The sequence below is a fragment of the Curtobacterium sp. MCPF17_051 genome (assembly GCF_003234595.1).
Classification (GTDB): Bacteria; Actinomycetota; Actinomycetes; order Actinomycetales; family Microbacteriaceae; genus Curtobacterium; species Curtobacterium flaccumfaciens.
Window position 1 is genome coordinate 47,441 of sequence record NZ_QKSE01000012.1, and the last position, 19,678, is coordinate 67,118.

Here is a 19,678-nt window from a genome sequence, read left to right on the forward strand (position 1 = left end):
ATGAACGACACGCGCCCCGTCCCGCCCACAGCGGTGCGGGGCGCGTCCGCGTCGGGGACACGGCTGCAGGGCGTCGACGTGGCCCGTGCCCTCGCGCTGCTCGGCATGATGGCCGCACACATCGGTGGCATCGCGGAGCAGCTCGACTGGACCGATCCCGCCACCTGGACCGCCGTCGCCCACGGCCGCCCGTCCACGCTGTTCGCGGTCCTCGCCGGGGTCTCGATCGGCCTGACGAGCGGCCGCACCGACCCGCCCGGCCCGCCCGCCATCGGCCGCATCCGTGCCCGGCTCGCCATCCGCGCCGTGGTGGTCGTCGTCATCGGGTTCGCCCTCATGGCGCTCGACACCCCCGTGTACGTGATCCTGCCGACCTACGGGGTGCTGTTCCTGCTGGTGGTCCCGGTGCTCCGCCTCCGACCGGCGGCGCTGCTCGGCATCGCCGCGCTCTGCGCGGTGCTGTCGCCGCTCGCCGCGCTGACGATCGCGCCGGTCTACGCGGACGCCGGCATGATCGGCGTCCAGCTCGGCCTGGTCTACCCCGTGGTCACCTTCCTGGCGTACGTCCTGGTGGGGCTCGCGGTCGCCCGGGCCGGCCTGGGCCCACGCCGCCGGTTCCCGGACGACGCGCCAGCGGCGTACGGGCCGTGCCGGTGGGGAGAGGACCGTGGCGAGCAGGTCGTGCTCCTGGCGTCCGGCGCACTGGTCGCCGCCACCGCGTACGTCGCCGGGTCGGTCCTCGCCCCGCTGCCCCACGACGCGGCCCTGGCGTTCCCCGGGGTCCCGTACGCGGGCGGGGCCTCGACCCCCGGCCAGGCCCTCGCGCAGCTGTTCCTGTCCCCGCGTGACCACTCGTCGTCGGTCGTCGACGTGGTGGGGACGGCCGGGGTGGCGGTCGCCGTCATCGCTCTCTGCCTGCTCGTGTTCGACGGCCGCGGGCGTGTCGCCGAGCGGATCGCGTTCCCCCTGGCCGCGGTCGGCTCGATGCCGCTGACGGTGTACTCGGGGCACCTCGTGGTCATCGCGATGCTGCCGACCTCCCCCGAGTCGGCCGAGGCCTGGGGCTGGTTCGCCCTCGGCTCGGTGGTCTTCGCGATGCTGTGGCGGCGGTTCCTCGGCCGCGGCCCGCTCGAGCGGGTGGTGGGGGCCCTGGCGTCCCTCGTCCCGATGCGCTGAGCGCACCTGGCGGAGCCGCACCGGGCCTCCAGGCGGCTACTGCAGCGCCGCCGTGAGCCGCGCGACGTTGTCGAGCACCTTGGACCGGCGCGGACGGTCGACCCACTCGTCGAGCGTGAGCTCGAAGCTGTGCTCCTTGTAGGAGTCCTGCACCTCGCGCAGGGCGTCGACGAAGCGGTGACCGCGCACCATCACGGAGACCTCGAGGTTCAGGCTGAACGAGCGCATGTCCATGTTGCTCGACCCGATCACCGACACCTCGTCGTCGATCGTGAAGTGCTTCGCGTGCAGGATCGTCGGCGCGCGGTACAGCCAGATCCGGACGCCGGCCCGCAGGAGTTCCTCGTAGTACGAGCGCTGCGCGTGCCAGGTCATCGCGTGGTCGCCCATCTCACCGACGAACAGCTCCACGTCGACCCCGCGCTGCGCCGTCGTGGTGATGGCGTAGAGCATCGAGTCGTCCGGCACGAAGTACGGCGACGTGATCGAGACCTTCTGCTGCGCCGAGTAGAGCAGCGCGTTGAACAGGCGCAGGTTGTTCTCGCCGTCGAAGCCCGGGCCGGACGGCACCACCTGGCAGTCGAGCGCATCGCCGCGGTCTGCCCGCTGGACGGGGTCGCTCTCGCGCAGCAGCAGTTCATCGGTCTCGCTGTACCAGTCGGTGACGAACAGGGCGTTGAGCCCGGCGACGACCGGCCCCTCGAACCGGGCGAACAGGTCCTTGTAGACCATGCCCTTCTCGACGTGGGACTTGATGTCGTACGACGCGTCGATCAGGTTCTGCGAGCCGGTGAACGCGACCGAGCCGTCGATCACCATGATCTTCCGGTGGTTGCGGAGATCGGGCCGCTGGAACTTCCCCTGCAGCGGCAGGAGCGGCAGCATCAGGTGCCACTCGATGCCCGCCTGGTCCATGAACGCCAGGGTGTCCTTGTAGCCCGGGTAGCCGCGGCTCGCCCAGTGGTCGAGCAGGAACCGCACGGTGACGCCACGGCCCTGCGCCCGCGCGAGCGCCTCGAAGAACGGGCGCGTCGTGTCGTCGAGCGTCGCGATGTAGAACTCGACGTGCACGAACCGTCGGGACTGGTCGATCGCGCGGGTCATCTCGGCGATGGACTCCTCGGAGTCGGGGTAGAGCTCCGCGGAGTTGCCGCCGACCAACGGCATCGCGCCGAGTTCGCGGTTCAGCCGCGTGACGCTCTCGAGCCACGCGGGCCACGGGTGGTCACGGCGGACCCGCTCGATGCCCTCGGTCTGCTCGAGGATGTACGCGTTGATCTCGGTCTGCTTCTCGCGACGGGCGCGGGGGAGCTTCGTCGACCCGATGACCAGGAAGACGATGAAGCCGATGTAGGGGATGAGGAAGATCGCGAGCAGCCACGCCGTCGCGGTCTGCGGCTTCCGGTTGATCGGGACGTAGATGATCGAGAAGACGCGGATCGCCAGGTCCAGCAGGACGAGCAGGACGGTGATGACGACGCTGAGCCAGTGCTCCACGGGGTGTCGGGTGTCGTTCGCAGGGGCCGCGGGTCAGCGGAAGTTGATGAACTGCAACGGGACGTCGAACTCTTCACCCTTGAGGAGCTGGATCGTGTTCTGCAGGTCGTCACGGCTCTTCGACGAGACGCGGAGCTCGTCGCCCTGGATCTGGCTCTTCACCGACTTCGGGGCGTTGGCCCGCAGGAACGCGCCGATCTTCTTCGCCACGTCCTGCTCGATGCCGTTCTTGAACTTCACCTCGATGCGGTACTCCTTGCCCGAGGGGTACGGGTCGCCGGCGTCGAGGCTCTTCAGGCTGATGTTCCGCTTGATCGCCTTGCTCTGCAGTACGTCGAGCACCGCCTTGGCGCGCTCTTCCGAGTTCGCCTTGATCAGGACGTCCTCGCCGCTGAACGCGACCGAGGCGTCGGCGCCCTTGAAGTCGTACCGCTGCTCGATCTCCTTGGCCGCCTGGTTGAGGGCGTTCTCCGCCTCCATCTTGTCGACCTTGCTGACCACGTCGAAGGAACTGTCTGCCATGCCGACAGCCTAACGGCGGACGGGAGGCCCGGTTCGGCCCCCGTGCGCGGGCCCTGGTGGGTGCGTGGTCGCGTCCAGGGCCGATGGTCACGACCACCGTCAGCCATCCGCTATGCTTTTGTGCGCGCCTTCGGTTGGTGATCACACCGGCTGGGTGCGCATGGCAAGTTACCCAAGCGGCCAAAGGGATCTGACTGTAAATCAGCCGGCGTAGCCTTCGGGGGTTCGAATCCCTCACTTGCCACCATCTGATCGGCCCCGTCCACTGCGGACGGGGCCGATGGTGTTTCCGGGAGGATGGGTGCATGGCATCCGACCCCATACCGTCCCAGTTCGCCGACCTCGCCGAGTCGATCGCCCGTGACGCAGCGGCGCTGGCTGCACGCCGCCGCGCCGAGGGGGTCGAGGTCGCGGACCGGAAGTCGAGCATCGTCGACGTGGTCACGGCCGCCGACCGGGAGGTCGAGGCACTCATCCGCGCCCGCATCGCCGAGGCCCGCCCCGACGACGCCTTCCACGGCGAGGAGTCCGGGTCGGCCTCGGGTGCCTCGGGCATCACCTGGGTGGTGGACCCGATCGACGGCACGGTCAACTACCTGTACGGCAGCGCCGAGTACGGCGTGAGCATCGGCGTCGTGCGCGGCGCGCCCGACCCGATGACCTGGGAACCGATCGCGGGCGTCGTCGTGGCTCCGGCGACGGGCACCGTCTTCCGCGCGGCCGTCGGCCAGGGTGCGAACCGCGACGGGGAACCGTTGTCCGTCGCCGCGCCCCGTTCGCTCGCCGAGACGCTCGTCGCCACCGGGTTCGGGTACACGGCCGACCGTCGCCGTGAGCAGGTCGCGGTGCTCGCCGGACTCATCGGCGAGGTGCGGGACATCCGCCGTGGGGGAGCGGCGTCGCTCGACTGCTGCGCCGTCGGGGCGGGAGTGGTGGACGCGTACTACGAGCGCGGGATCAACCCGTGGGACATGGCCGGTGGTGCCCTCGTCGCGCAGGAGGCCGGCGCGGCGATCCGCATCTGGGAGGCCGGAGGGACCCGCTCCTTCCTGTTCGCGAGCCCGGCGGTCGTCGACGAGCTCGAGGCCCTGGTGCGCGGGCTCGAGGCGGGTGTGCTCGGAGCCGTGGGGGCCTGACGACGCGCCGGTCCCCAGGTCTGGGGGTGCCGGGTGGACATGACCACGACTGGCGACGTGCGACGACGTTTGCTAGCGTGCTCTGGTCCCGTTATCTGCTCGTTACCATCGAGCGAGCCCTTCCCCGATCAGGATCGCCACCGCACGCATGCCCCGAACTCCTCTGTCCCCCGAACCCACCGACGGTTCCGTCGACGCCGCCACCCCGGTCGTCCACCTGACCCGACGCGCTCGGATCGAGGCGGAGCGAGCAGCGGCGAAGGGCGCGGTCGTGGTGCAAGAGGGACACGGCTCGACGCGTGCGGGCTTCGACGACGTGATCGGCGCGGCCACCCCGGGGACCCCGGCCGCCCCCGTGTCGCCGATCGACCTCGCACCGGCATCGCCCGTACGCCCGGCCTCCCGCATCGCGACGCCGCCCGCACCCACCTCGCCCGTCGTGCACGCCCAGCGGGTCGCTCCCGTTGCCTCCGCCGCCTCGGCGTCGCAGCCGCGTCCTGTCGTGGGGCAGGTCCCCGCATCGCGCCGCCGCGGCCGTCCGACCACGAAGACCCCGGTTGACCGCGCGACCCGTCACATCCGGTCCACCGCCACCACGACCCCTGCAGCAGCGCGGTCCCCGAAGCAGGGCGCGTCGTTCCGCCGTGCTGCATCCCGTGTGACCGCGGTCGGCGCACTGCTGTTCGCAGCAGGCCTGGTCGTCTCGACCTCACTGCCGGCCCAGGCGCTCTGGGTCCCGGCCTCCGGCTCGACGGCGGCCCGTGCCACCGTCGACGGCGCCACCCAGTCGATGCAGGTCGGTGCCTCGGCCGACGGTTCGACCGCCCGCGACCAGTACACCGTGTCCGACGCCACGCAGTACGCGAACGTCGACTCCTCGACCTTCACGAACGACCCGACCGGCACGATCCAGTGGCCGTTCCTGACCGGTGTCCCGATCACCTCGGGGTTCGGTGGACGCCAGGTCGCCGGGTGCTCGTTCTGCTCGACGAACCACATGGGCATCGACTTCGCCCCGGGCGAGGGCACCCCGATCGGCGTCATCGCCGCTGGCACCGTGATCAAGGTGCAGGCGAACGACGGCGGTTTCGGCAACGACGTCTGGGTCGAGCACGACGTGGACGGCAAGCAGTTCGTCAGCGTCTACGGCCACATGGAGGACAACTCCTTCAAGGTCGTCACCGGCCAGCACGTCGAGGTCGGGGACATCCTCGGTCTCGTCGGCAGCACGGGCAACTCCACGGGTCCGCACCTGCACCTCGAGGTGCACGTCGACGGGGTCCCGGTGGACCCGCTGGCGTGGCTCCAGACCAACGCGAACTAGCGGCCGACGGCGCGGCACGCCCGGGCGTCTCGCCCGGTTCCGGAGCAGCGTCGGAGGTCTGCTATCCTCGTGTGGTGCCGCTCGCGGCACATCGCCCCGATAGCTCAGTGGTAGAGCACCTCCATGGTAAGGAGGGGGTCGTCAGTTCAATCCTGACTCGGGGCTCCGACCCGGTGCGCGTGCCGCTCCGGATCTCTGGCGGGGTAGCTCAGTTGGTTAGAGCACACGACTCATAATCGTGGGGTCGCGGGTTCAAGTCCCGCCCTCGCTACACGCAAGGCCCTCTCGTCCAGGATCCCCTGGGTCAGGGGGCCTTCTCTGTCGCCGGCTCCACCTCGGTTGCCGGTTCCACCTCGGTTGCTGGTTCCGCCCACCGCGCGCTCAGTCTGCCGCCGGCACATCGGCCGCGACGTTCTGCTGCGCGGCGAACTGGGTGCGGTGCAGCTCCTCGTACCGGCCACCCGCGGCCAGCAGCTCGTCGTGTGTGCCCCGCTCCACGATCGAGCCGTCCTCGACCACCAGGATCATGTCCGCGCTGCGGATCGTGGAGAGCCGGTGCGCGATCACCATCGCCGTCCGCCCCTCGAGTGCCTCGCCGAGCGCTGCCTGCACCGCTGCCTCGGACGTCGAGTCGAGTGCCGCCGTCGCCTCGTCGAGGATGACGACGCGTGGCTGGGCGAGCAGGAGCCGGGCGATCGTCATCCGCTGGCGCTCGCCCCCGGACAGCCGGTAGCCGCGTTCGCCCACCATGGTGTCCAGCTGGTCGGGGAGGGACCGGATGAGCGGCTCGAGCCGCGCACGGCGGACCGCGTCCCACACCTCGTCGTCGGACGCCTCGGGCCGGGCGAACCGCAGGTTGGAGCGGATGGTCTCGTGGAACAGGTGGCCGTCCTGCGTCACCATGCCGAGGGTGTGCCGCATCGAGGCGAAGGTGACGTCCCGGACGTCGGTCCCGGCCAGGCGCACCGCGCCGCTGTCGACGTCGTACAGGCGTGCGAGCAGCTGCGCGACCGTGGACTTGCCGGCCCCGGACGAGCCGACCAGGGCGACGGTCTGCCCCGGCTCGATCCGGAACGACAGGCCGTGCAGCACCTCCTCGCCGCCGCGGGTGTCCAGCGTGGCGACCTCCTCGAGCGAGGCGAGGGACACCTTGTCGGCGGACGGGTAGGCGAAGCGGACGTCGTCGAACTCGACGGAGACGGGGCCGTCGGCGATGGTGACCGCGTCCGGCTGCTCCCGGATGAGCGGTTCGAGGTCGAGCACCTCGAAGACGCGCTCGAAGCTGACCACGGCGCTCATGATCTCCACCCGCGCGTTCGCCAGGCTCGTCAGCGGGGCGTACAGCCGGGTGAGGAGGAGCGCCAGGGTGACGACCTCGCCGGTGTCCAGCCGGCCGGCGAGCGCGAGGAAACCGCCGAGCCCGTAGACCAGCGCGAGGGCGAGCGCGGAGACGAGCATCAGCGCGGTGAAGAAGACGAACTGCAGCATCGCGGTCCGGACGCCGATGTCGCGGACCCGGGCAGCGCGCACACGGAACTCCTCGGCTTCCTCGTCGGGCCGGCCGAACAGCTTGACGAGGGTGGCGCCGGGTGCCGAGAACCGCTCGGTCATCTGGGTGCTCATCGCGGAGTTGTGGTCGGCGGCCTCGCGGCGCAGGGCGGCGAGGCGGCTGCCCATCCGGCGCGCGGGGACCAGGAAGACCGGGAGCATGACGACGGCGAGGACCGTCACGAGCCACGAGGTGCTGAGCATGACGATCAGGGTGAGGATCAGCGCCACGAGGTTCGTGACCACGCCGGACAGCGTGCCGCTGAAGGCCTGCTGGGCGCCGATCACGTCGTTGTTGAGGCGGCTCACGAGCGCACCGGTCCGGGTGCGGGTGAAGAACGCGATGGGCATCTTCTGCACGTGGTCGAAGACGGCGGTGCGGAGGTCCAGGATCACGCCCTCGCCGATCCGCGCCGAGTACCACCGCGTCGTCAGCGACACGGCGGCGTCGGCCACGGCCACCAGGGCGATGACCACGGCCAGCCGGACGATCGTCGCGACCTCACCGCGGGCGACGATGACGTCGACCACCTGACCGGCGAGGACCGGCGTCGCGACCGCGAGGAAGGCGCCGACGACGGAGAGACCGATGAAGACCAGCAGTTTCGCCCGGTACGGCACCGCGAACGTCAGGATCCGCCGGACGGACGCGCGGGAGAACCCGTGCTTGCCGCCCTGCGCGGACGAGATCTTGTACAGCGAGCTCCAGGCTGCGCTCTCCATGCTCATGGCGGTTCCTTTCCGGGGTCCCTGGCCCAACCTAGATGGCTGGCCGGGTGCTCGGTGACCGCTCCCGGGACGGTGCGCCGCGCGGCCACCCGCCGGAGGCCGTCGGGCCCGCCTACTGCGTGCGGTGGGAGCCGGTGTCCGTGCGCGTCGCGAGCACCCCGGCCGCACGGAACGCGTCCTCGACCGCGGCGGTGACCTGCTGCCAGGCGGCCCGTCGACGGTTCGCCCCGATGCTGCCGCCGGACACGGCCGTGCCGTGCCCGGCCCGGCGCAGGGTGATCGTGGTGGTGGCACCGTCCACGACGGTCGACAGCTCGTACCGGCGGTACTCCCGGGCCGGCTGCACGAGCGCACCGAGCAGGATGGTGAGGGTCCGGCTGCCCGCCGTCGCGGTCATCGTGCCACCCGTCGACTCGACGTGGTGGCCCGTGCGGCGCAGCGCAGCGGCCGCGACCTCCATGGCGGTGCACCGGTCTCCCGTGTGCACGGCGAACTCCGTCGTGGTGTCCATCGGCCCTCCCCGTCCCGAACGAACCCGTGCCGCACGGCACGCCCCGATTCCCCCGAACCGGTCTCAGACAGTCTAGCTGATGCATTCTCATGGATCGCAGACCCCCGGACGGGCCTCGGTAGACTGCCGTGGTGTCAGTGAACCCCGAGCTCGTCGGCAGGACGTTCCCGCCGGCCCAGCCCTACCTGGTCGGCCGCGAGAAGGTGCGCGAGTTCTCGCGTGCGGTCTTCGCGACCAACCCCGTCCACCACGATCCGGGCGCCGCACGTGCCGCCGGGTACGCCGACGTGGTCGCACCCCCGACGTTCGCCGTCGTCGTGCAGGAGGCCACGCTCGCGCAGCTCCTGAACGAGCCCGACGCCGGCATCGACTTCTCCCGCGTCGTCCACGGCGAGCAGTCCTTCACCTACGACCGGCCGATCGTCGCCGGTGACGAGCTCACCGCGACCCTGACGGTCACCAGCGTGAAGACCCTCGGCGGCAACGCGATGGTCACCGCCCAGAGCACCATGAACGACGCCGAGGGAGAGCACGTCGTCACGGCGACCTCCACCCTCGTGGTCCGAGGAGACGACGCATGACCGCCGCACCCGCCACCGCGCTCGAGATCGGCACCGTCGTCGCCGAGCGTGACGTGCACATCACGCGCGACTCGCTCGTCCGGTACGCCGGCGCCTCGGGCGACTTCAACCCGATCCACTACCGCGACGACGTCGCCGCCTCGGTCGGCCTGCCCGGTGTCCTCGCCCACGGCATGCTCACGATGGGCATCGCCGTGCAGCCGGTCGCCGAGTGGCTCGGCGACAGCGGCTGGGTCACGGGCTACGGCGTCCGCTTCACGCGCCCCGTCGTCGTCGACCCGGAGCAGGGTGCCACCGTCGGCATCGTCGCGAAGGTCGGCACCGTCGACGAGGACGGCCGGCCGAAGCGCATCGACCTCACCGTGACCGCCGCCGGGCAGACCGTGCTCGGCAAGGCGCAGGTCACGGTGGTGTTCCGCTGACCGTGTCCGAGCCGGTGCTGGCCGACCTGACGACGCTCCGCGTCGGCGGGGCCGCCACCCGGCTGCTCACGGCCACGACGACCGACGAGCTCGTCGCCCACGCGCTCGACGCCTTCGACGACGACGAGTGGCTCGTCCTCGGGGGCGGCAGCAACCTGCTGGTCGCCGACCAGGGCTTCGACGGCACCGTCGTGCTGGTCCGGACGACGGGCGTCGACGCCGACCGCGACGCCGAGGGCGTCACCGTGCGCGTCGCCGCGGGGGAACCGTGGGACCCGTTCGTCGCCACGACCGTCGCGAACGGCTGGACCGGCCTGGAGGCCCTCAGCGGCATCCCGGGCACGGTCGGTGCGTCCCCGGTGCAGAACATCGGCGCCTACGGGGTCGAACTCGCCGACGTGCTCACCCGCGTCGAGTTCCTCGATGCGGTCACGGGGGAGCGCACGTGGGTCCCGGCAGCCGAGCTGGCGCTCGGCTACCGCACGTCGACCCTCAAGCACGGTCGGCGCGGTGTCGTGCTGACGGTCGAGTTCCGGCTGGGGCTCGCGGGGGAGCACGGTGTGCCCGTGCGGTACGCGCAGCTCGCCGGTTCGCTCGGGGTCGAGCTCGGTGCGCTCGTGCCGCCCACGACCGTCCGCGACGAGGTGCTGCGGCTGCGCGGCTCGAAGGGCATGGTGCTCGACGGGGACGACCACGACACCTGGAGCGCCGGGTCGTTCTTCACCAACCCGATCGTCTCGCCGGCGTTCGCCGAGACCCTGCCGGCGGATGCGCCCCGTTGGCCCGCGGGCGACGACGTCAAGCTGAGTGCCGCGTGGCTCATCGAGCACGCCGGCGTCCACCGTGGCTACGCGGTGCCGGGCTCCCGTGCGGCGATCTCGTCGAAGCACACCCTCGCGCTGACGAACCGCGGCGGGGCGACGGCCGCGCAGGTGGCCGAGCTCGCACGGTTCGTGCAGGTGACCGTCCTGAACCGGTTCGGTGTCTCGCTCGTCCCGGAACCCGTCGTGGTGGGGGACCTGCTCGGCTGATCGTCCGCGCGACGGGACGGACGCGCACCGCGCACCACGGGCCTCCCGGAACGTGCGAACGGGCCACCTCGGCGAGGTGACCCGTTCTGCGGATCCAAAGGGGCTACGCGAAGAACTCCGCCAGCCGGGCGACGCCCTCGGCGATGTCGTCGTCGCCCAGCGCGTACGACAGGCGCAGGTAGCCGGAGGGGCCGAAGGCCTCACCCGGCACGACCGCGACCTCGGCGTGCTCGAGGATCAGGTCGGCCAGCTCGAGCGTGGTCGTCGGTGTGGTGCCGGCCCACTCGCGACCGAGCAGTGCGGTGACGTCCGGGTAGACGTAGAAGGCGCCCTGCGGGGTCGGCGTGCGGAAGCCCGGGATCGCGTTGAGGCCGTCCACGATGGCCTTCCGTCGGCGGTCGAAGGCCTCGCGCATGGCGGCGACGGGCTCCTGCGGACCGGTGAGGGCGGCGATCGCGGCGCGCTGCGACACGTTGGAGACGTTCGACGACAGGTGCGACTGCAGGTTCGACGCGGCCTTGACGGCGTCGGTCGGGCCGATGAACCACCCGACGCGCCAGCCGGTCATCGCGTAGGTCTTCGCGACGCCGTTCACCAGGATCGTGGTGTCGGCGAGGGCGGGGACTTCGGCCAGGATGCCGGCGAAGCGGACCCCGTCGTACACCAGGTCCTGGTAGATCTCGTCGCTGATCACCCAGATGCCGTGCTCGAGCGCCCACTCGCCGATGGCCCGGGTCTGCTCGGCGGAGTACACGGCACCCGTGGGGTTCGACGGCGAGCAGAACAGCAGCGCCTTGGTCGCCGGGGTGCGGGCGGCCTCGAGCTGGTCGACCGTCACCAGGTAGTCCTGGTCGCTGCCGGCGAAGACCTCGACGGGCTCGCCGCCAGCCAGCCGGATGGCCTCGGGGTAGGTGGTCCAGTACGGCGCGGGCAGCAGGACCTCGTCGCCGGCGTCGACGATGGTCTGGAACGCCTGGTAGACCGCCTGCTTGCCACCGTTCGTGACGATGACCTGCGACGGCTCGACGGTGACGCCGGACACCCTGGCGGTCTTGTCGGCGATGGCCTGCTTGAGTTCGGGCAGGCCGGTCGCGGGCGTGTAGCGGTGGTTCTTCGGGTCCTGCGCGGCAGCGACGGCCGCGTCGACCACGTGCTGCGGGGTCGCGAAGTCGGGCTCGCCGGCGGCGAACGAGATCACCGGACGCCCGGCGGCCTTGAGCGCCTTGGCCTTCGCGTCGACCTTGAGCGTCGCGGACTCGGCGATGGCCGCGATGCGGGACGCGATGCGCGGGCGATCGGCCGGCGCGGTGGCGAGGGTGTCGACGGACACGTGGGCGGTGGACTCGGGGCCTGGGGCTGCGGTGCTCACGGGGCTCAGCCTACCGGCGCGGCACGCCGTGGAAGGGGCCAAGTGGACACCGTGTGACGGACTCCCGTAGACTCGTCCACCGGAACGCGGATCGGTGACGAACCGTGTTGCGAAGGGCGGTGGCTCAATTGGTAGAGCAGCGGTCTCCAAAACCGCAGGTTGCAGGTTCGAGTCCTGTCCGCCCTGCAACTCTGGAAGGGTAGAAGTTGGCGAGCAAAGACATGGAGACGACGGCGGACGACGTCGTCGCCAAGGCGAAGCAGGACCGGGCCGAGCGCCGCGGGCCCATCGCTGCCATCGTGCTCTTCATCCGCCAGGTGATCGGCGAACTGCGCAAGGTCGTGACGCCGACCCGCAAGGAACTCTTCAGCTACACGGGCGTCGTGCTCGTGTTCGTCGTCGTCATGATGATCCTGGTGTCGATCCTCGACTTCGTGTTCGGTCTCGGCGTCGGGTACGTCTTCGGCAACGGGCCCACGGCCTGACCCCGACGTCGACTGCCGTGTGCGGTCGTTTTCGAGGAGTACGGTCGCCCGAGACGGCGTCGATCGTGACGGCGTCGCTCGTGACCATGAACGAACGCCACCCCGACCCGAACCACCGAACGGAAAGAATCGACTGTGTCTGACAACTCCCGCGATGACATCGACCTCGCGACGGCTGCCGAGCAGTCCTCCGAGGTCGAGGAGAACCAGGAAGGCGACGTCGAGACCGGCGAAGGACGCTCCGTCGAGTCCGCTGAAGAGCGTGCGATCTCGATCGAGGGCGACGACGACGAGTCCCTCGGCCTCAGCTCCGAGCCCGACGACGGCACCGTCGACGCCGGCCTCGACGAAGCACTGACGGCCCTGCAGGAAGCCCGCGACCCCGAGGCCGACGCCGTCGTGGACGACGCCCTCGAGATCGACTCCGCCGACGAGGCCGAGGCCGCCGTCGAGGCCGTCGAGGACGAGGAAGAAGTCGAGCTCGAGTCCGAGACCGCCGCCGAGGCGAACGAGACCCTCGCCGCCGACGAGGCACTCGACGCCGAGGACGAGGACGACGAGCCCGCCGAGGTCGACCCGTACGAGGCCTTCAAGGCCGAGCTGCGGATGAAGCCGGGCAAGTGGTACGTCATCCACTCCTACGCGGGCTTCGAGCGCCGCGTGAAGTCGAACATCGAGAACCGCATGGTCTCGATGTCGATGGAGGACTACATCTACCAGGTCGAGGTCCCGATGGAGGACGTCGTCGAGATCAAGAACGGGCAGCGCAAGCTGGTCACCCGCGTCCGGATCCCCTCGTACGTGCTCGTCCGCATGGACCTCAACGAGGACTCGTGGTCCGTCGTCCGGCACACCCCGGGCGTCACCGGCTTCGTCGGCAACGCGCACAACCCGACCCCGCTCCGTTTCGACGAGGCGTTCGGCATGCTCAAGTCCCTCGTGCAGGTCGCCGAGGCCGCCCCGACCAAGGGTGGCGCGAAGGGCAGCGGCTTGCAGGCACAGCCCGCAGCCGAGGTCGACTTCGAGATCGGCGAGACGATCACCATCAAGGAAGGCTCGTTCGCGGGCCTGCCGGGTTCGATCTCCGAGATCAAGCCGGAGAGCGGCAAGCTCACCGTCCTCGTCTCGCTGTTCGAGCGCGAGACCCCGGTCGAGCTCAGCTTCGACCAGGTCACGAAGCTCTAGCGACCACCAAGCTGTAGCGATCACCGAGATCGACTACACTGAACGGGTTTGGGCCCGCGCGCCTCGTGCGAGCGGGCCTTCACCGCTGTCCGGAACGGCCGGACCAGCGGGAGAGTGCACGGATCCCCGTGTGTTCGATTCCAGGAGGAAGACAAGTCATGGCACCGAAGAAGAAGGTCACGGGCCTGATCAAGCTGCAGATCAACGCGGGAGCCGCCAACCCGGCCCCCCCGATCGGTCCGGCGCTCGGTCAGCACGGCGTCAACATCATGGAGTTCTGCAAGGCGTACAACGCGGCGACCGAGTCGCAGCGTGGCAACGTCGTGCCGGTCGAGATCACCGTCTACGAGGACCGTTCGTTCACGTTCGTCCTCAAGACCCCGCCGGCCGCCGAGCTCATCAAGAAGGCTGCTGGTGTGCAGAAGGGGTCCTCGACCCCGCACACGGTCAAGGTCGCGAAGATCTCGATGGACCAGGTCCGTCAGATCGCCGAGACCAAGCAGGCCGACCTGAACGCCAACGACATCGAGCAGGCCGCGAAGATCATCGCCGGCACCGCACGCTCGATGGGCATCACGGTCGAGGCCTAAGCACCGATCGGGCTCCGGCCCACCACCAGACACCTTTCCGTGGGAGAGCCTCGCCGGCTCGCCAACCACGTATCTCGCAAGGAGACCACCATGGCGAAGAAGTCCAAGGCCTACCAGGCCGCGGCCGCGAAGATCGAGGCCGACAAGTTCTACACCCCGACCGAGGCCGTCGCCCTGGCCAAGGAGACCGGTTCCTCGAAGACCGACTCCACGGTCGAGGTCGCGCTGAAGCTCGGCGTCGACCCCCGCAAGGCCGACCAGATGGTCCGCGGCACGGTCATCCTGCCGCACGGCACGGGCAAGACCGCCCGCGTCATCGTCTTCGCGACGGGTGCGGCTGCTGAGGCCGCCATCGCCGCCGGCGCCGACGAGGTCGGTGGCGACGAGCTCATCGCGAAGGTCGCCGAGGGTTACACCTCCTTCGACTCCGCCGTCTCGACCCCGGAGCTCATGGGCAAGGTCGGTCGTCTCGGTAAGGTGCTCGGCCCGCGTGGCCTCATGCCGAACCCGAAGACCGGCACCGTGACCCCGAACGTGGCGCAGGCCGTCAACGACATCAAGGGCGGCAAGATCGAGTTCCGCGTCGACAAGCACGCCAACGTGCACTTCGTCGTCGGCAAGGCCTCGTTCACGCCGGAGCAGCTCGACGAGAACATCTCGACCGCGCTCGAGGAGATCAACCGCCTCAAGCCGTCGTCCTCGAAGGGCCGTTACGTCATGAAGGGCGCCGTCTCGACGACCTTCGGCCCCGGCATCCCGCTGGACGTCAACAGCATCTGACGACCTTCGGCACTGCGTTCTCCCAGTGCCATCCCGCTGGACGTCAACAGCATCTGAGTCCCCTGACTCGTGGAAGGGCCCGCACCGGCAACGGTGCGGGCCCTTCCTGCACGTCGGGGTCGTGTCCCGATAGCGTGGAACCGTGCGCACCCTCGTGAACTCGCTCCGACTGATCGCCGTCATCGCCATCGTCGTCGCGGTCGTGGCGCAGTGGCTCGAGAGCTCGCAGACCCCGACCTACTCGTTCTGGAACTTCTTCGGCTACTTCACGATCCAGTCGAACCTGATCGTCGCCGTGGCGCTCGCGGTGACGCTCGTGGCCGCGGCCCGTCGCAAGCGGGCGGACCTCGCCGTCTCGGTGCTCCGTGGTGCCGCGACGGTGTACATCGCGACGACCGGCATCGTCTACAACACACTGCTCACGGGCGCGAACGTGTCGGCCTCGGTGCCGTGGTCGAACGACATCGTGCACAAGATCATCCCGGTGTACGCGGTGCTCGACTGGCTGCTGTTCTCGGATCGCGCACGGCTGCTGCTCCGCCACGTGTGGTGGTTCCTGCTCTACCCGGCGGTCTGGACCACCGTGGTGCTCGTCCGCGGTGCGACCGACGGGTGGGTGCCGTACCCGTTCCTCGACCCGGCGCAGGGCTACGGCGTCGTCGCGATCTACGTCGTCGGCATCGCGGTCTCGATCACGCTGCTCGGCATCCTCGTCGTGGGGATGAGCCGGCTGCGACTGGTGAAGGTCTAGGAGACGGGCTAGGAGCGGAAGCCGCGGAGCTTGTCGAGCACCAGATCGGCGAGCTGGACGAGCCCGCGGATCTGGTCGTCGTCTCGGTCGACCCAGCGGCACTCGGGCTCGTCCGCGACCGGCACGAACCCGTCGTGGCGTTCCCAGACGAACAGGGTGCGGTCGGCACCGAGCACGTACTGCTGCCACCAGATCTGCCGGAGGTAGTGCCGGGGGATGCTCCGCCAGGCCTTGCCGGTGGTCTTGATCTCGGCGAGCACCACGCGGGACGACTCGTCGACCCCGACGCCGTCCGGGGTGGCGAGGTGGGCGCGGTTCGCGGCGGCGTGGAACAGGTGCGCCGAGGGCTGGATGCCGTGGGTGGCGGCCACCCAGGCGGCGATGACCGGTTCGCGGTCCTTGCCGTGCTCGGTGAACGCGTTGCCGGAGAACCGGGAGCCGTAGCGTTTCTCGGTGACGACGGCCTCGACGGCGCGCAGCGAGGCGAGCCGGGCGACGTCGGTGGCGGTGATGCCCATGGCGCGGGCGCGGAGCCAGGCGACGCGGTCCGAGGAGTGCGCGACGATGCGCTCGGTGTGGCCGCGCAGGGCGGTGAACGCATCACGCGCAGCCGGGACCGGCGCGGACGACCCGGGAAGGGCCTCCAGACCGGGGTCCAGGTCGCCCCACAGGGTGGGCTGCACGATCGTCACCCGACGATTGTCCCCCCGACCACCGGCAAGACCGAAACCGACGCGCTCACACGGCCGGCGGTGTGCGTCAGGAGACCAGTTCGCGACCCTCGGCGAAGGCGACCAGCTCGTCGACCCCGACGGGGGAGAGGGCGTAGCCGATGGCGAGGGCCGCAGCTCCCTGCAGCGCGGCGAGGGACCCGGCGCGGGACTGCACGATGACGAGGTGCTCACTGGCCAGGGGCATCGAACGGGAGTAGACGACCTCGCGGACGCCGGCGAGCAGGTGCTCACCGGCCTGCGTGATCGATCCGCCGAGTGCGATGACGGACGGGTTGATGAGCGAGATGCAGGTCGCCAGGACCTCGCCGATGTCCCGACCGGCCTGTCGGACGGCGTAGATCGCGTCGAGGTCCGACCGGTTCACCAGGTCGATCACGTCCGCGCCGGTGTGCACGTCGTGCCCCTTCGCGCGGAGCGCGCGGGCGATGGCCGGACCGGAGGCCACGGCCTCGAGGCAGCCGGTGTTGCCACAGTGGCAGGGGACGTCCCCGGCGCGGGAGACCCGCACGTGTCCGATGTCACCCGCGGTGCCCTGGGCGCCGCGCTGCAGCCGGCCCTCGGAGACGATGCCGGATCCGATGCCGGTGGCGACCTTCACGAACAGCAGGTGGTCGACGTCCGGCCAGCCGTGCTCCCGCTCACCGAGGGCCGCGATGTTGACGTCGTTGTCGAGGAGCACGTGGGCGGCGATGTGCTGACGGAGCCACGAGGGCACGTCGAAGCCGTCCCAGCCGGGCATGATCGGCGGGTTGGCCGGGCGGCCGGTGGAGAACTCGACCGGCCCGGGGACGCCGATCCCGATCGCGATGACGTCCTGCCGGCTGCGCCCGACCTCGGCGAGCAGGTCGTCGATCGTCTCGACGAGCCAGGACAGCGTCGGCACCGGACCGGCGGCGATGTCGATCCGGGCCTCGCGGGTGGCGAGCGGTGCCGCGACCAGGTCGGTGACGGCGACGCGACCGTGCGACGCGCCGAGGTCGGCGGCGATCACGAGCCGGGCACGGGGCTTCAGCGCCACCTGGGCGGGCGGACGGCCGCCGGTGGAGACGGCGGTGTCCACGGCGCCGACCAGCCCGATGTCGATCAGGGAGTCGAGGCGCACGCCGATGGTGGAGCGTGCGAGTCCTGTCAGTGCGGCGAGCTCGGCCCTGGTGCGCGGCACGCCGTCGCGGAGGATCTGGAAGAGCTCGCTCGTCCCGACCGGAGGCGACGCTGCCGTCCGGTTCAAGTCGACCATGTGGGGAGTGAAGCACACATCGTTCGCGCCACGCAATGAAGTCCGTCGACATTCCTCGGACTTCTGCTTGACCGCCGACAAAAGTGCTCGTAGTGTGACGATCGGTCAGTGACGACCGCACCATCTCGACGAGGAGAACCCCTGGTGACCCAACCGCTCTCGGTCCAGCTCTACACGGTCCGCGATGCCCTCAGTGCCGATCTGCCCGGTACCCTGCAGCGCATCGCCGACATCGGCTACACGAACGTCGAGGCCTTCGGCTTCGTCGACAACGCCGACGAACTCGCCGCCGCCCTCCGCGACGCCGGCCTCGCCGCCCCGAGCGGCCACGCCCGTCTGCTGGACGCCGGCGAGCAGGACCTCGAGCGCATCTTCCACGCCTCCACCACCCTCGGCTTCGGGACCCTCATCGACCCGCACATCGACGAGTCCCGCTGGACCACCCGCGAGGACGTCGAGGCGATCGCCCGCGAACTCAGCGCCCTCGCCCCCCGCGCCGCCGACCACGGGCTGGTGCTCGGCTACCACAACCACGCGTTCGAGTTCTCGAACCGCATCGACGGCGTCAGCGCCTACGAGGTCTTCGCCGACGCCCTGTCCGACGACGTCGTGCTCGAGCTCGACACCTACTGGGTGCAGGTCGGCGGGGACGACCCGGTCGCGGTCATCGGCAAGTACGGCGACAAGGTCCAGTTCCTGCACGTCAAGGACGGCGACGGCTCGCACGACGACAAGCAGCAGGTCGCCGTCGGCAACGGCATCATGCCGATCCGCGACATCATCGCCGCCGCGCCCGACGCACTGCACGTCGTCGAGCTCGACGACCACGAGGGTGACGTCTTCCAGGCCGTCGCCGACTCCTACACGTTCCTCGAGGGGGCCCGCGCATGACCGACACCACGACCGCTGCTGCAACGGCAACCGACAGCGCCACGCGCACCGGCCCCGTCGGCGTCGGCGTCATCGGCGCCGGGGTCATCTCGGACCAGTACCTGTCGAACCTCACCGTCTTCCCCGACGTGACGGTCCGCTTCATCGCCGACATCGACCTGCCACGCGCCGCCGCCCAGGCCGAGAAGTGGGGCGTCCCCGGATCGGGCACCGTCGAGGAGCTCCTGGCCGACGACGACATCGAGATCGTCGTGAACCTGACGATCCCGGCCGCTCACGTCGAGGTCGCGCTGCAGGCCCTGGCCGCGGGCAAGCACGTCTGGGGCGAGAAGCCCTACGCCCTCGACCGTGCCAGCGCCGCGGAGCTCCGCGACGCCGCGGCCACCGCCGGCAAGACCGTCAGCGTCGCCCCGGACACGTTCCTCGGCGCCGGCCTGCAGACCGCGCTCCGCACCATCCGCGACGGCCGCATCGGCACGCCCCTGAACGGCCTGACGCTCTTCCAGAGCCCCGGCCCCGAGTCGTGGCACCCGAGCCCGGAGTTCCTTTTCGCATACGGCGCCGGTCCGCTGTTCGACATCGGCCCGTACTACATCACCACCCTCGTCCAGACGTTCGGACCGGTGAAGAAGGTCACGGCGACGGCATCGAAGTCCCGCGCCACCCGCACCATCGGCTCCGGGCCGAAGGCCGGCACCGAGTTCCCGGTGGACGTCCCGACGAACCACTCCGCGCTGATCGAGTTCGAGAACGGCGGGAGCGCGCAGAGTGTCTTCTCGTTCGAGTCCGACCGTGGCCGCACCGGCTTCGTCGAGATCGCGGGGGAGACCGGCACCGTCGTGTTCCCCGATCCGAACAACTTCGACGGCGACACCGAGCTGTACGCCCTCGGTTCGGAAGAGCCCGAGACGATCCCCGCGGTCGGCTCCACCTACTCGCGCGGCACCGGCGTGGTCGACCTGGCCCGCTCGCTGCGGGCCGGCGACGAGAACCGCGTCCCCGGTGCGCTCGCCTTCCACGTCCTCGACGTGATGGTCTCCATCGCCGAGGCGGCAGAACGTGGCGAGGCGGTGCTCGTCGAGAGCACCGTGTCGCCCTCCCCGACCCTCCCCGAGGGTTGGGACCCCGCGGAACGCACCCTGGCCTGACCGCCAGGGGGCTGCCCGCAACACACAGCAG

20 protein-coding genes and 4 tRNA genes are annotated in these 19,678 nt (G+C 70.4%); 17 read left to right on the plus strand and 7 right to left on the minus strand.

Annotated features, from left to right (window positions below; translation table 11 throughout):
- Positions 1 to 1,176, plus strand: a complete 1,176-nt coding sequence (locus DEJ35_RS10840) for a heparan-alpha-glucosaminide N-acetyltransferase domain-containing protein (RefSeq protein ID WP_111192718.1) — start codon at positions 1 to 3, stop codon at positions 1,174 to 1,176.
- A 36-nt stretch (positions 1,177 to 1,212) separates the two neighbouring features.
- Here the strand turns inward: DEJ35_RS10840 and cls are convergent, their stop codons facing one another.
- Both cls and DEJ35_RS10850 read right to left on the minus strand, forming a co-directional pair.
- On the minus strand, positions 1,213 to 2,673 hold the full coding sequence (gene cls / locus DEJ35_RS10845) for a cardiolipin synthase (protein WP_110861552.1): 1,461 nt from the start codon (positions 2,671 to 2,673) through the stop codon (positions 1,213 to 1,215).
- A 33-nt stretch (positions 2,674 to 2,706) separates the two neighbouring features.
- Positions 2,707 to 3,195, minus strand: coding sequence for a YajQ family cyclic di-GMP-binding protein (locus DEJ35_RS10850; RefSeq protein ID WP_111090313.1), 489 nt, complete (start codon positions 3,193 to 3,195; stop codon positions 2,707 to 2,709).
- A 162-nt stretch (positions 3,196 to 3,357) separates the two neighbouring features.
- Between DEJ35_RS10850 and DEJ35_RS10855 the strand changes: the two genes are divergently transcribed.
- The 5 genes from DEJ35_RS10855 to DEJ35_RS10875 all read left to right on the plus strand — a co-directional run bounded on the left by DEJ35_RS10855 (position 3,358) and on the right by DEJ35_RS10875 (position 5,926).
- Positions 3,358 to 3,442: transfer RNA gene (locus tag DEJ35_RS10855), tRNA-Tyr, on the plus strand.
- Between the two features lie 58 nt (positions 3,443 to 3,500).
- Positions 3,501 to 4,331 carry an inositol monophosphatase family protein gene (locus DEJ35_RS10860; protein ID WP_111090314.1) on the plus strand — a complete coding sequence of 277 codons (831 nt, stop codon included), beginning with the start codon at positions 3,501 to 3,503 and terminating at the stop codon, positions 4,329 to 4,331.
- Between the two features lie 148 nt (positions 4,332 to 4,479).
- Positions 4,480 to 5,655 (plus strand): M23 family metallopeptidase, encoded by a 1,176-nt coding sequence (locus DEJ35_RS10865; protein WP_111192719.1) that lies wholly within the window; start codon positions 4,480 to 4,482, stop codon positions 5,653 to 5,655.
- A gap of 93 nt (positions 5,656 to 5,748) precedes the next feature.
- Positions 5,749 to 5,820 (plus strand) — tRNA-Thr (locus DEJ35_RS10870).
- Positions 5,821 to 5,852: 32 nt separating this feature from the next.
- Positions 5,853 to 5,926, plus strand: a tRNA-Met gene (locus tag DEJ35_RS10875).
- A 110-nt stretch (positions 5,927 to 6,036) separates the two neighbouring features.
- On the opposite strand, the gene DEJ35_RS10880 is transcribed toward DEJ35_RS10875, so the two are convergent.
- A complete protein-coding gene (locus DEJ35_RS10880; protein WP_111192720.1) occupies positions 6,037 to 7,932 on the minus strand; it encodes an ABC transporter ATP-binding protein in 1,896 nt (631 codons plus the stop codon).
- 112 nt (positions 7,933 to 8,044) lie between these two features.
- Positions 8,045 to 8,443: a hypothetical protein gene (locus DEJ35_RS10885; RefSeq protein WP_071406316.1), complete on the minus strand. Its 399-nt coding sequence runs from the start codon at positions 8,441 to 8,443 to the stop codon at positions 8,045 to 8,047.
- Between the two features lie 131 nt (positions 8,444 to 8,574).
- Between DEJ35_RS10885 and DEJ35_RS10890 the strand changes: the two genes are divergently transcribed.
- Genes DEJ35_RS10890 through DEJ35_RS10900 form a run of 3 tightly spaced genes read left to right on the plus strand, consistent with a single transcriptional unit; the run spans position 8,575 to position 10,477 of the window.
- On the plus strand, positions 8,575 to 9,024 hold the full coding sequence (locus tag DEJ35_RS10890) for a MaoC family dehydratase N-terminal domain-containing protein (protein WP_083404408.1): 450 nt from the start codon (positions 8,575 to 8,577) through the stop codon (positions 9,022 to 9,024).
- Positions 9,021 to 9,446 carry a MaoC/PaaZ C-terminal domain-containing protein gene (locus DEJ35_RS10895; protein WP_111192721.1) on the plus strand — a complete coding sequence of 142 codons (426 nt, stop codon included), beginning with the start codon at positions 9,021 to 9,023 and terminating at the stop codon, positions 9,444 to 9,446. The genes DEJ35_RS10890 and DEJ35_RS10895 overlap by 4 nt, the downstream gene beginning before the upstream one ends.
- 2 nt (positions 9,447 to 9,448) lie before the next feature.
- Positions 9,449 to 10,477 carry a UDP-N-acetylmuramate dehydrogenase gene (locus DEJ35_RS10900; protein ID WP_110861542.1) on the plus strand — a complete coding sequence of 343 codons (1,029 nt, stop codon included), beginning with the start codon at positions 9,449 to 9,451 and terminating at the stop codon, positions 10,475 to 10,477.
- Between the two features lie 103 nt (positions 10,478 to 10,580).
- Here DEJ35_RS10900 and DEJ35_RS10905 read toward each other — a convergent pair whose 3' ends face one another.
- Positions 10,581 to 11,807 carry a pyridoxal phosphate-dependent aminotransferase gene (locus DEJ35_RS10905; protein ID WP_110861540.1) on the minus strand — a complete coding sequence of 409 codons (1,227 nt, stop codon included), beginning with the start codon at positions 11,805 to 11,807 and terminating at the stop codon, positions 10,581 to 10,583.
- A 152-nt stretch (positions 11,808 to 11,959) separates the two neighbouring features.
- Between DEJ35_RS10905 and DEJ35_RS10910 the strand changes: the two genes are divergently transcribed.
- The 6 genes from DEJ35_RS10910 to DEJ35_RS10935 all read left to right on the plus strand — a co-directional run bounded on the left by DEJ35_RS10910 (position 11,960) and on the right by DEJ35_RS10935 (position 15,637).
- Positions 11,960 to 12,032, plus strand: a tRNA-Trp gene (locus DEJ35_RS10910).
- A 35-nt stretch (positions 12,033 to 12,067) separates the two neighbouring features.
- Positions 12,068 to 12,331: a preprotein translocase subunit SecE gene (gene secE, locus DEJ35_RS10915; protein WP_371830607.1), complete on the plus strand. Its 264-nt coding sequence runs from the start codon at positions 12,068 to 12,070 to the stop codon at positions 12,329 to 12,331.
- Positions 12,332 to 12,466: 135 nt separating this feature from the next.
- Complete coding sequence (gene nusG / locus DEJ35_RS10920) at positions 12,467 to 13,516, plus strand: transcription termination/antitermination protein NusG (RefSeq protein WP_110861538.1); 1,050 nt, start codon at positions 12,467 to 12,469, stop codon at positions 13,514 to 13,516.
- Positions 13,517 to 13,674: 158 nt separating this feature from the next.
- On the plus strand, positions 13,675 to 14,106 hold the full coding sequence (gene rplK, locus DEJ35_RS10925; protein ID WP_017888638.1) for a 50S ribosomal protein L11: 432 nt from the start codon (positions 13,675 to 13,677) through the stop codon (positions 14,104 to 14,106).
- A gap of 90 nt (positions 14,107 to 14,196) precedes the next feature.
- Positions 14,197 to 14,886: a 50S ribosomal protein L1 gene (gene rplA / locus DEJ35_RS10930; RefSeq protein WP_017888639.1), complete on the plus strand. Its 690-nt coding sequence runs from the start codon at positions 14,197 to 14,199 to the stop codon at positions 14,884 to 14,886.
- A 142-nt stretch (positions 14,887 to 15,028) separates the two neighbouring features.
- Positions 15,029 to 15,637 carry a Pr6Pr family membrane protein gene (locus tag DEJ35_RS10935; protein WP_027466366.1) on the plus strand — a complete coding sequence of 203 codons (609 nt, stop codon included), beginning with the start codon at positions 15,029 to 15,031 and terminating at the stop codon, positions 15,635 to 15,637.
- Positions 15,638 to 15,645: 8 nt separating this feature from the next.
- Here the strand turns inward: DEJ35_RS10935 and DEJ35_RS10940 are convergent, their stop codons facing one another.
- Both DEJ35_RS10940 and DEJ35_RS10945 read right to left on the minus strand, forming a co-directional pair.
- Positions 15,646 to 16,329 carry a YqaJ viral recombinase family protein gene (locus DEJ35_RS10940; protein WP_110861533.1) on the minus strand — a complete coding sequence of 228 codons (684 nt, stop codon included), beginning with the start codon at positions 16,327 to 16,329 and terminating at the stop codon, positions 15,646 to 15,648.
- 67 nt (positions 16,330 to 16,396) lie between these two features.
- Positions 16,397 to 17,608 carry an ROK family transcriptional regulator gene (locus tag DEJ35_RS10945; protein ID WP_110861531.1) on the minus strand — a complete coding sequence of 404 codons (1,212 nt, stop codon included), beginning with the start codon at positions 17,606 to 17,608 and terminating at the stop codon, positions 16,397 to 16,399.
- Between the two features lie 144 nt (positions 17,609 to 17,752).
- Between DEJ35_RS10945 and DEJ35_RS10950 the strand changes: the two genes are divergently transcribed.
- Positions 17,753 to 18,499, plus strand: coding sequence for a sugar phosphate isomerase/epimerase (locus DEJ35_RS10950; RefSeq protein WP_071406322.1), 747 nt, complete (start codon positions 17,753 to 17,755; stop codon positions 18,497 to 18,499).
- The gene (locus tag DEJ35_RS10955; RefSeq protein WP_111192722.1) at positions 18,496 to 19,647 is read left to right on the plus strand and encodes a Gfo/Idh/MocA family protein; all 1,152 of its coding nucleotides are present in this window, start codon (positions 18,496 to 18,498) and stop codon (positions 19,645 to 19,647) included. The genes DEJ35_RS10950 and DEJ35_RS10955 overlap by 4 nt, the downstream gene beginning before the upstream one ends.
- Positions 19,648 to 19,678 lie beyond the last annotated feature (31 nt).

What these genes read in the sequence shown, in the direction of transcription:
- DEJ35_RS10840 (WP_111192718.1), top strand. Translation starts at nt 1, where the DNA reads ATGAACGACACGCGCCCCGTCCCGCCCACAGCGGTGCGGGGCGCGTCC.
- DEJ35_RS10850 (WP_111090313.1), bottom strand. Translation starts at nt 3,195, where the DNA reads ATGGCAGACAGTTCCTTCGACGTGGTCAGCAAGGTCGACAAGATGGAG.
- DEJ35_RS10860 (WP_111090314.1), top strand. Translation starts at nt 3,501, where the DNA reads ATGGCATCCGACCCCATACCGTCCCAGTTCGCCGACCTCGCCGAGTCG.
- DEJ35_RS10865 (WP_111192719.1), top strand. Translation starts at nt 4,480, where the DNA reads ATGCCCCGAACTCCTCTGTCCCCCGAACCCACCGACGGTTCCGTCGAC.
- DEJ35_RS10880 (WP_111192720.1), bottom strand. Translation starts at nt 7,932, where the DNA reads ATGAGCATGGAGAGCGCAGCCTGGAGCTCGCTGTACAAGATCTCGTCC.
- DEJ35_RS10885 (WP_071406316.1), bottom strand. Translation starts at nt 8,443, where the DNA reads ATGGACACCACGACGGAGTTCGCCGTGCACACGGGAGACCGGTGCACC.
- DEJ35_RS10895 (WP_111192721.1), top strand. Translation starts at nt 9,021, where the DNA reads ATGACCGCCGCACCCGCCACCGCGCTCGAGATCGGCACCGTCGTCGCC.
- secE (WP_371830607.1), top strand. Translation starts at nt 12,068, where the DNA reads ATGGAGACGACGGCGGACGACGTCGTCGCCAAGGCGAAGCAGGACCGG.
- rplK (WP_017888638.1), top strand. Translation starts at nt 13,675, where the DNA reads ATGGCACCGAAGAAGAAGGTCACGGGCCTGATCAAGCTGCAGATCAAC.
- rplA (WP_017888639.1), top strand. Translation starts at nt 14,197, where the DNA reads ATGGCGAAGAAGTCCAAGGCCTACCAGGCCGCGGCCGCGAAGATCGAG.
- DEJ35_RS10945 (WP_110861531.1), bottom strand. Translation starts at nt 17,608, where the DNA reads ATGGTCGACTTGAACCGGACGGCAGCGTCGCCTCCGGTCGGGACGAGC.
- DEJ35_RS10955 (WP_111192722.1), top strand. Translation starts at nt 18,496, where the DNA reads ATGACCGACACCACGACCGCTGCTGCAACGGCAACCGACAGCGCCACG.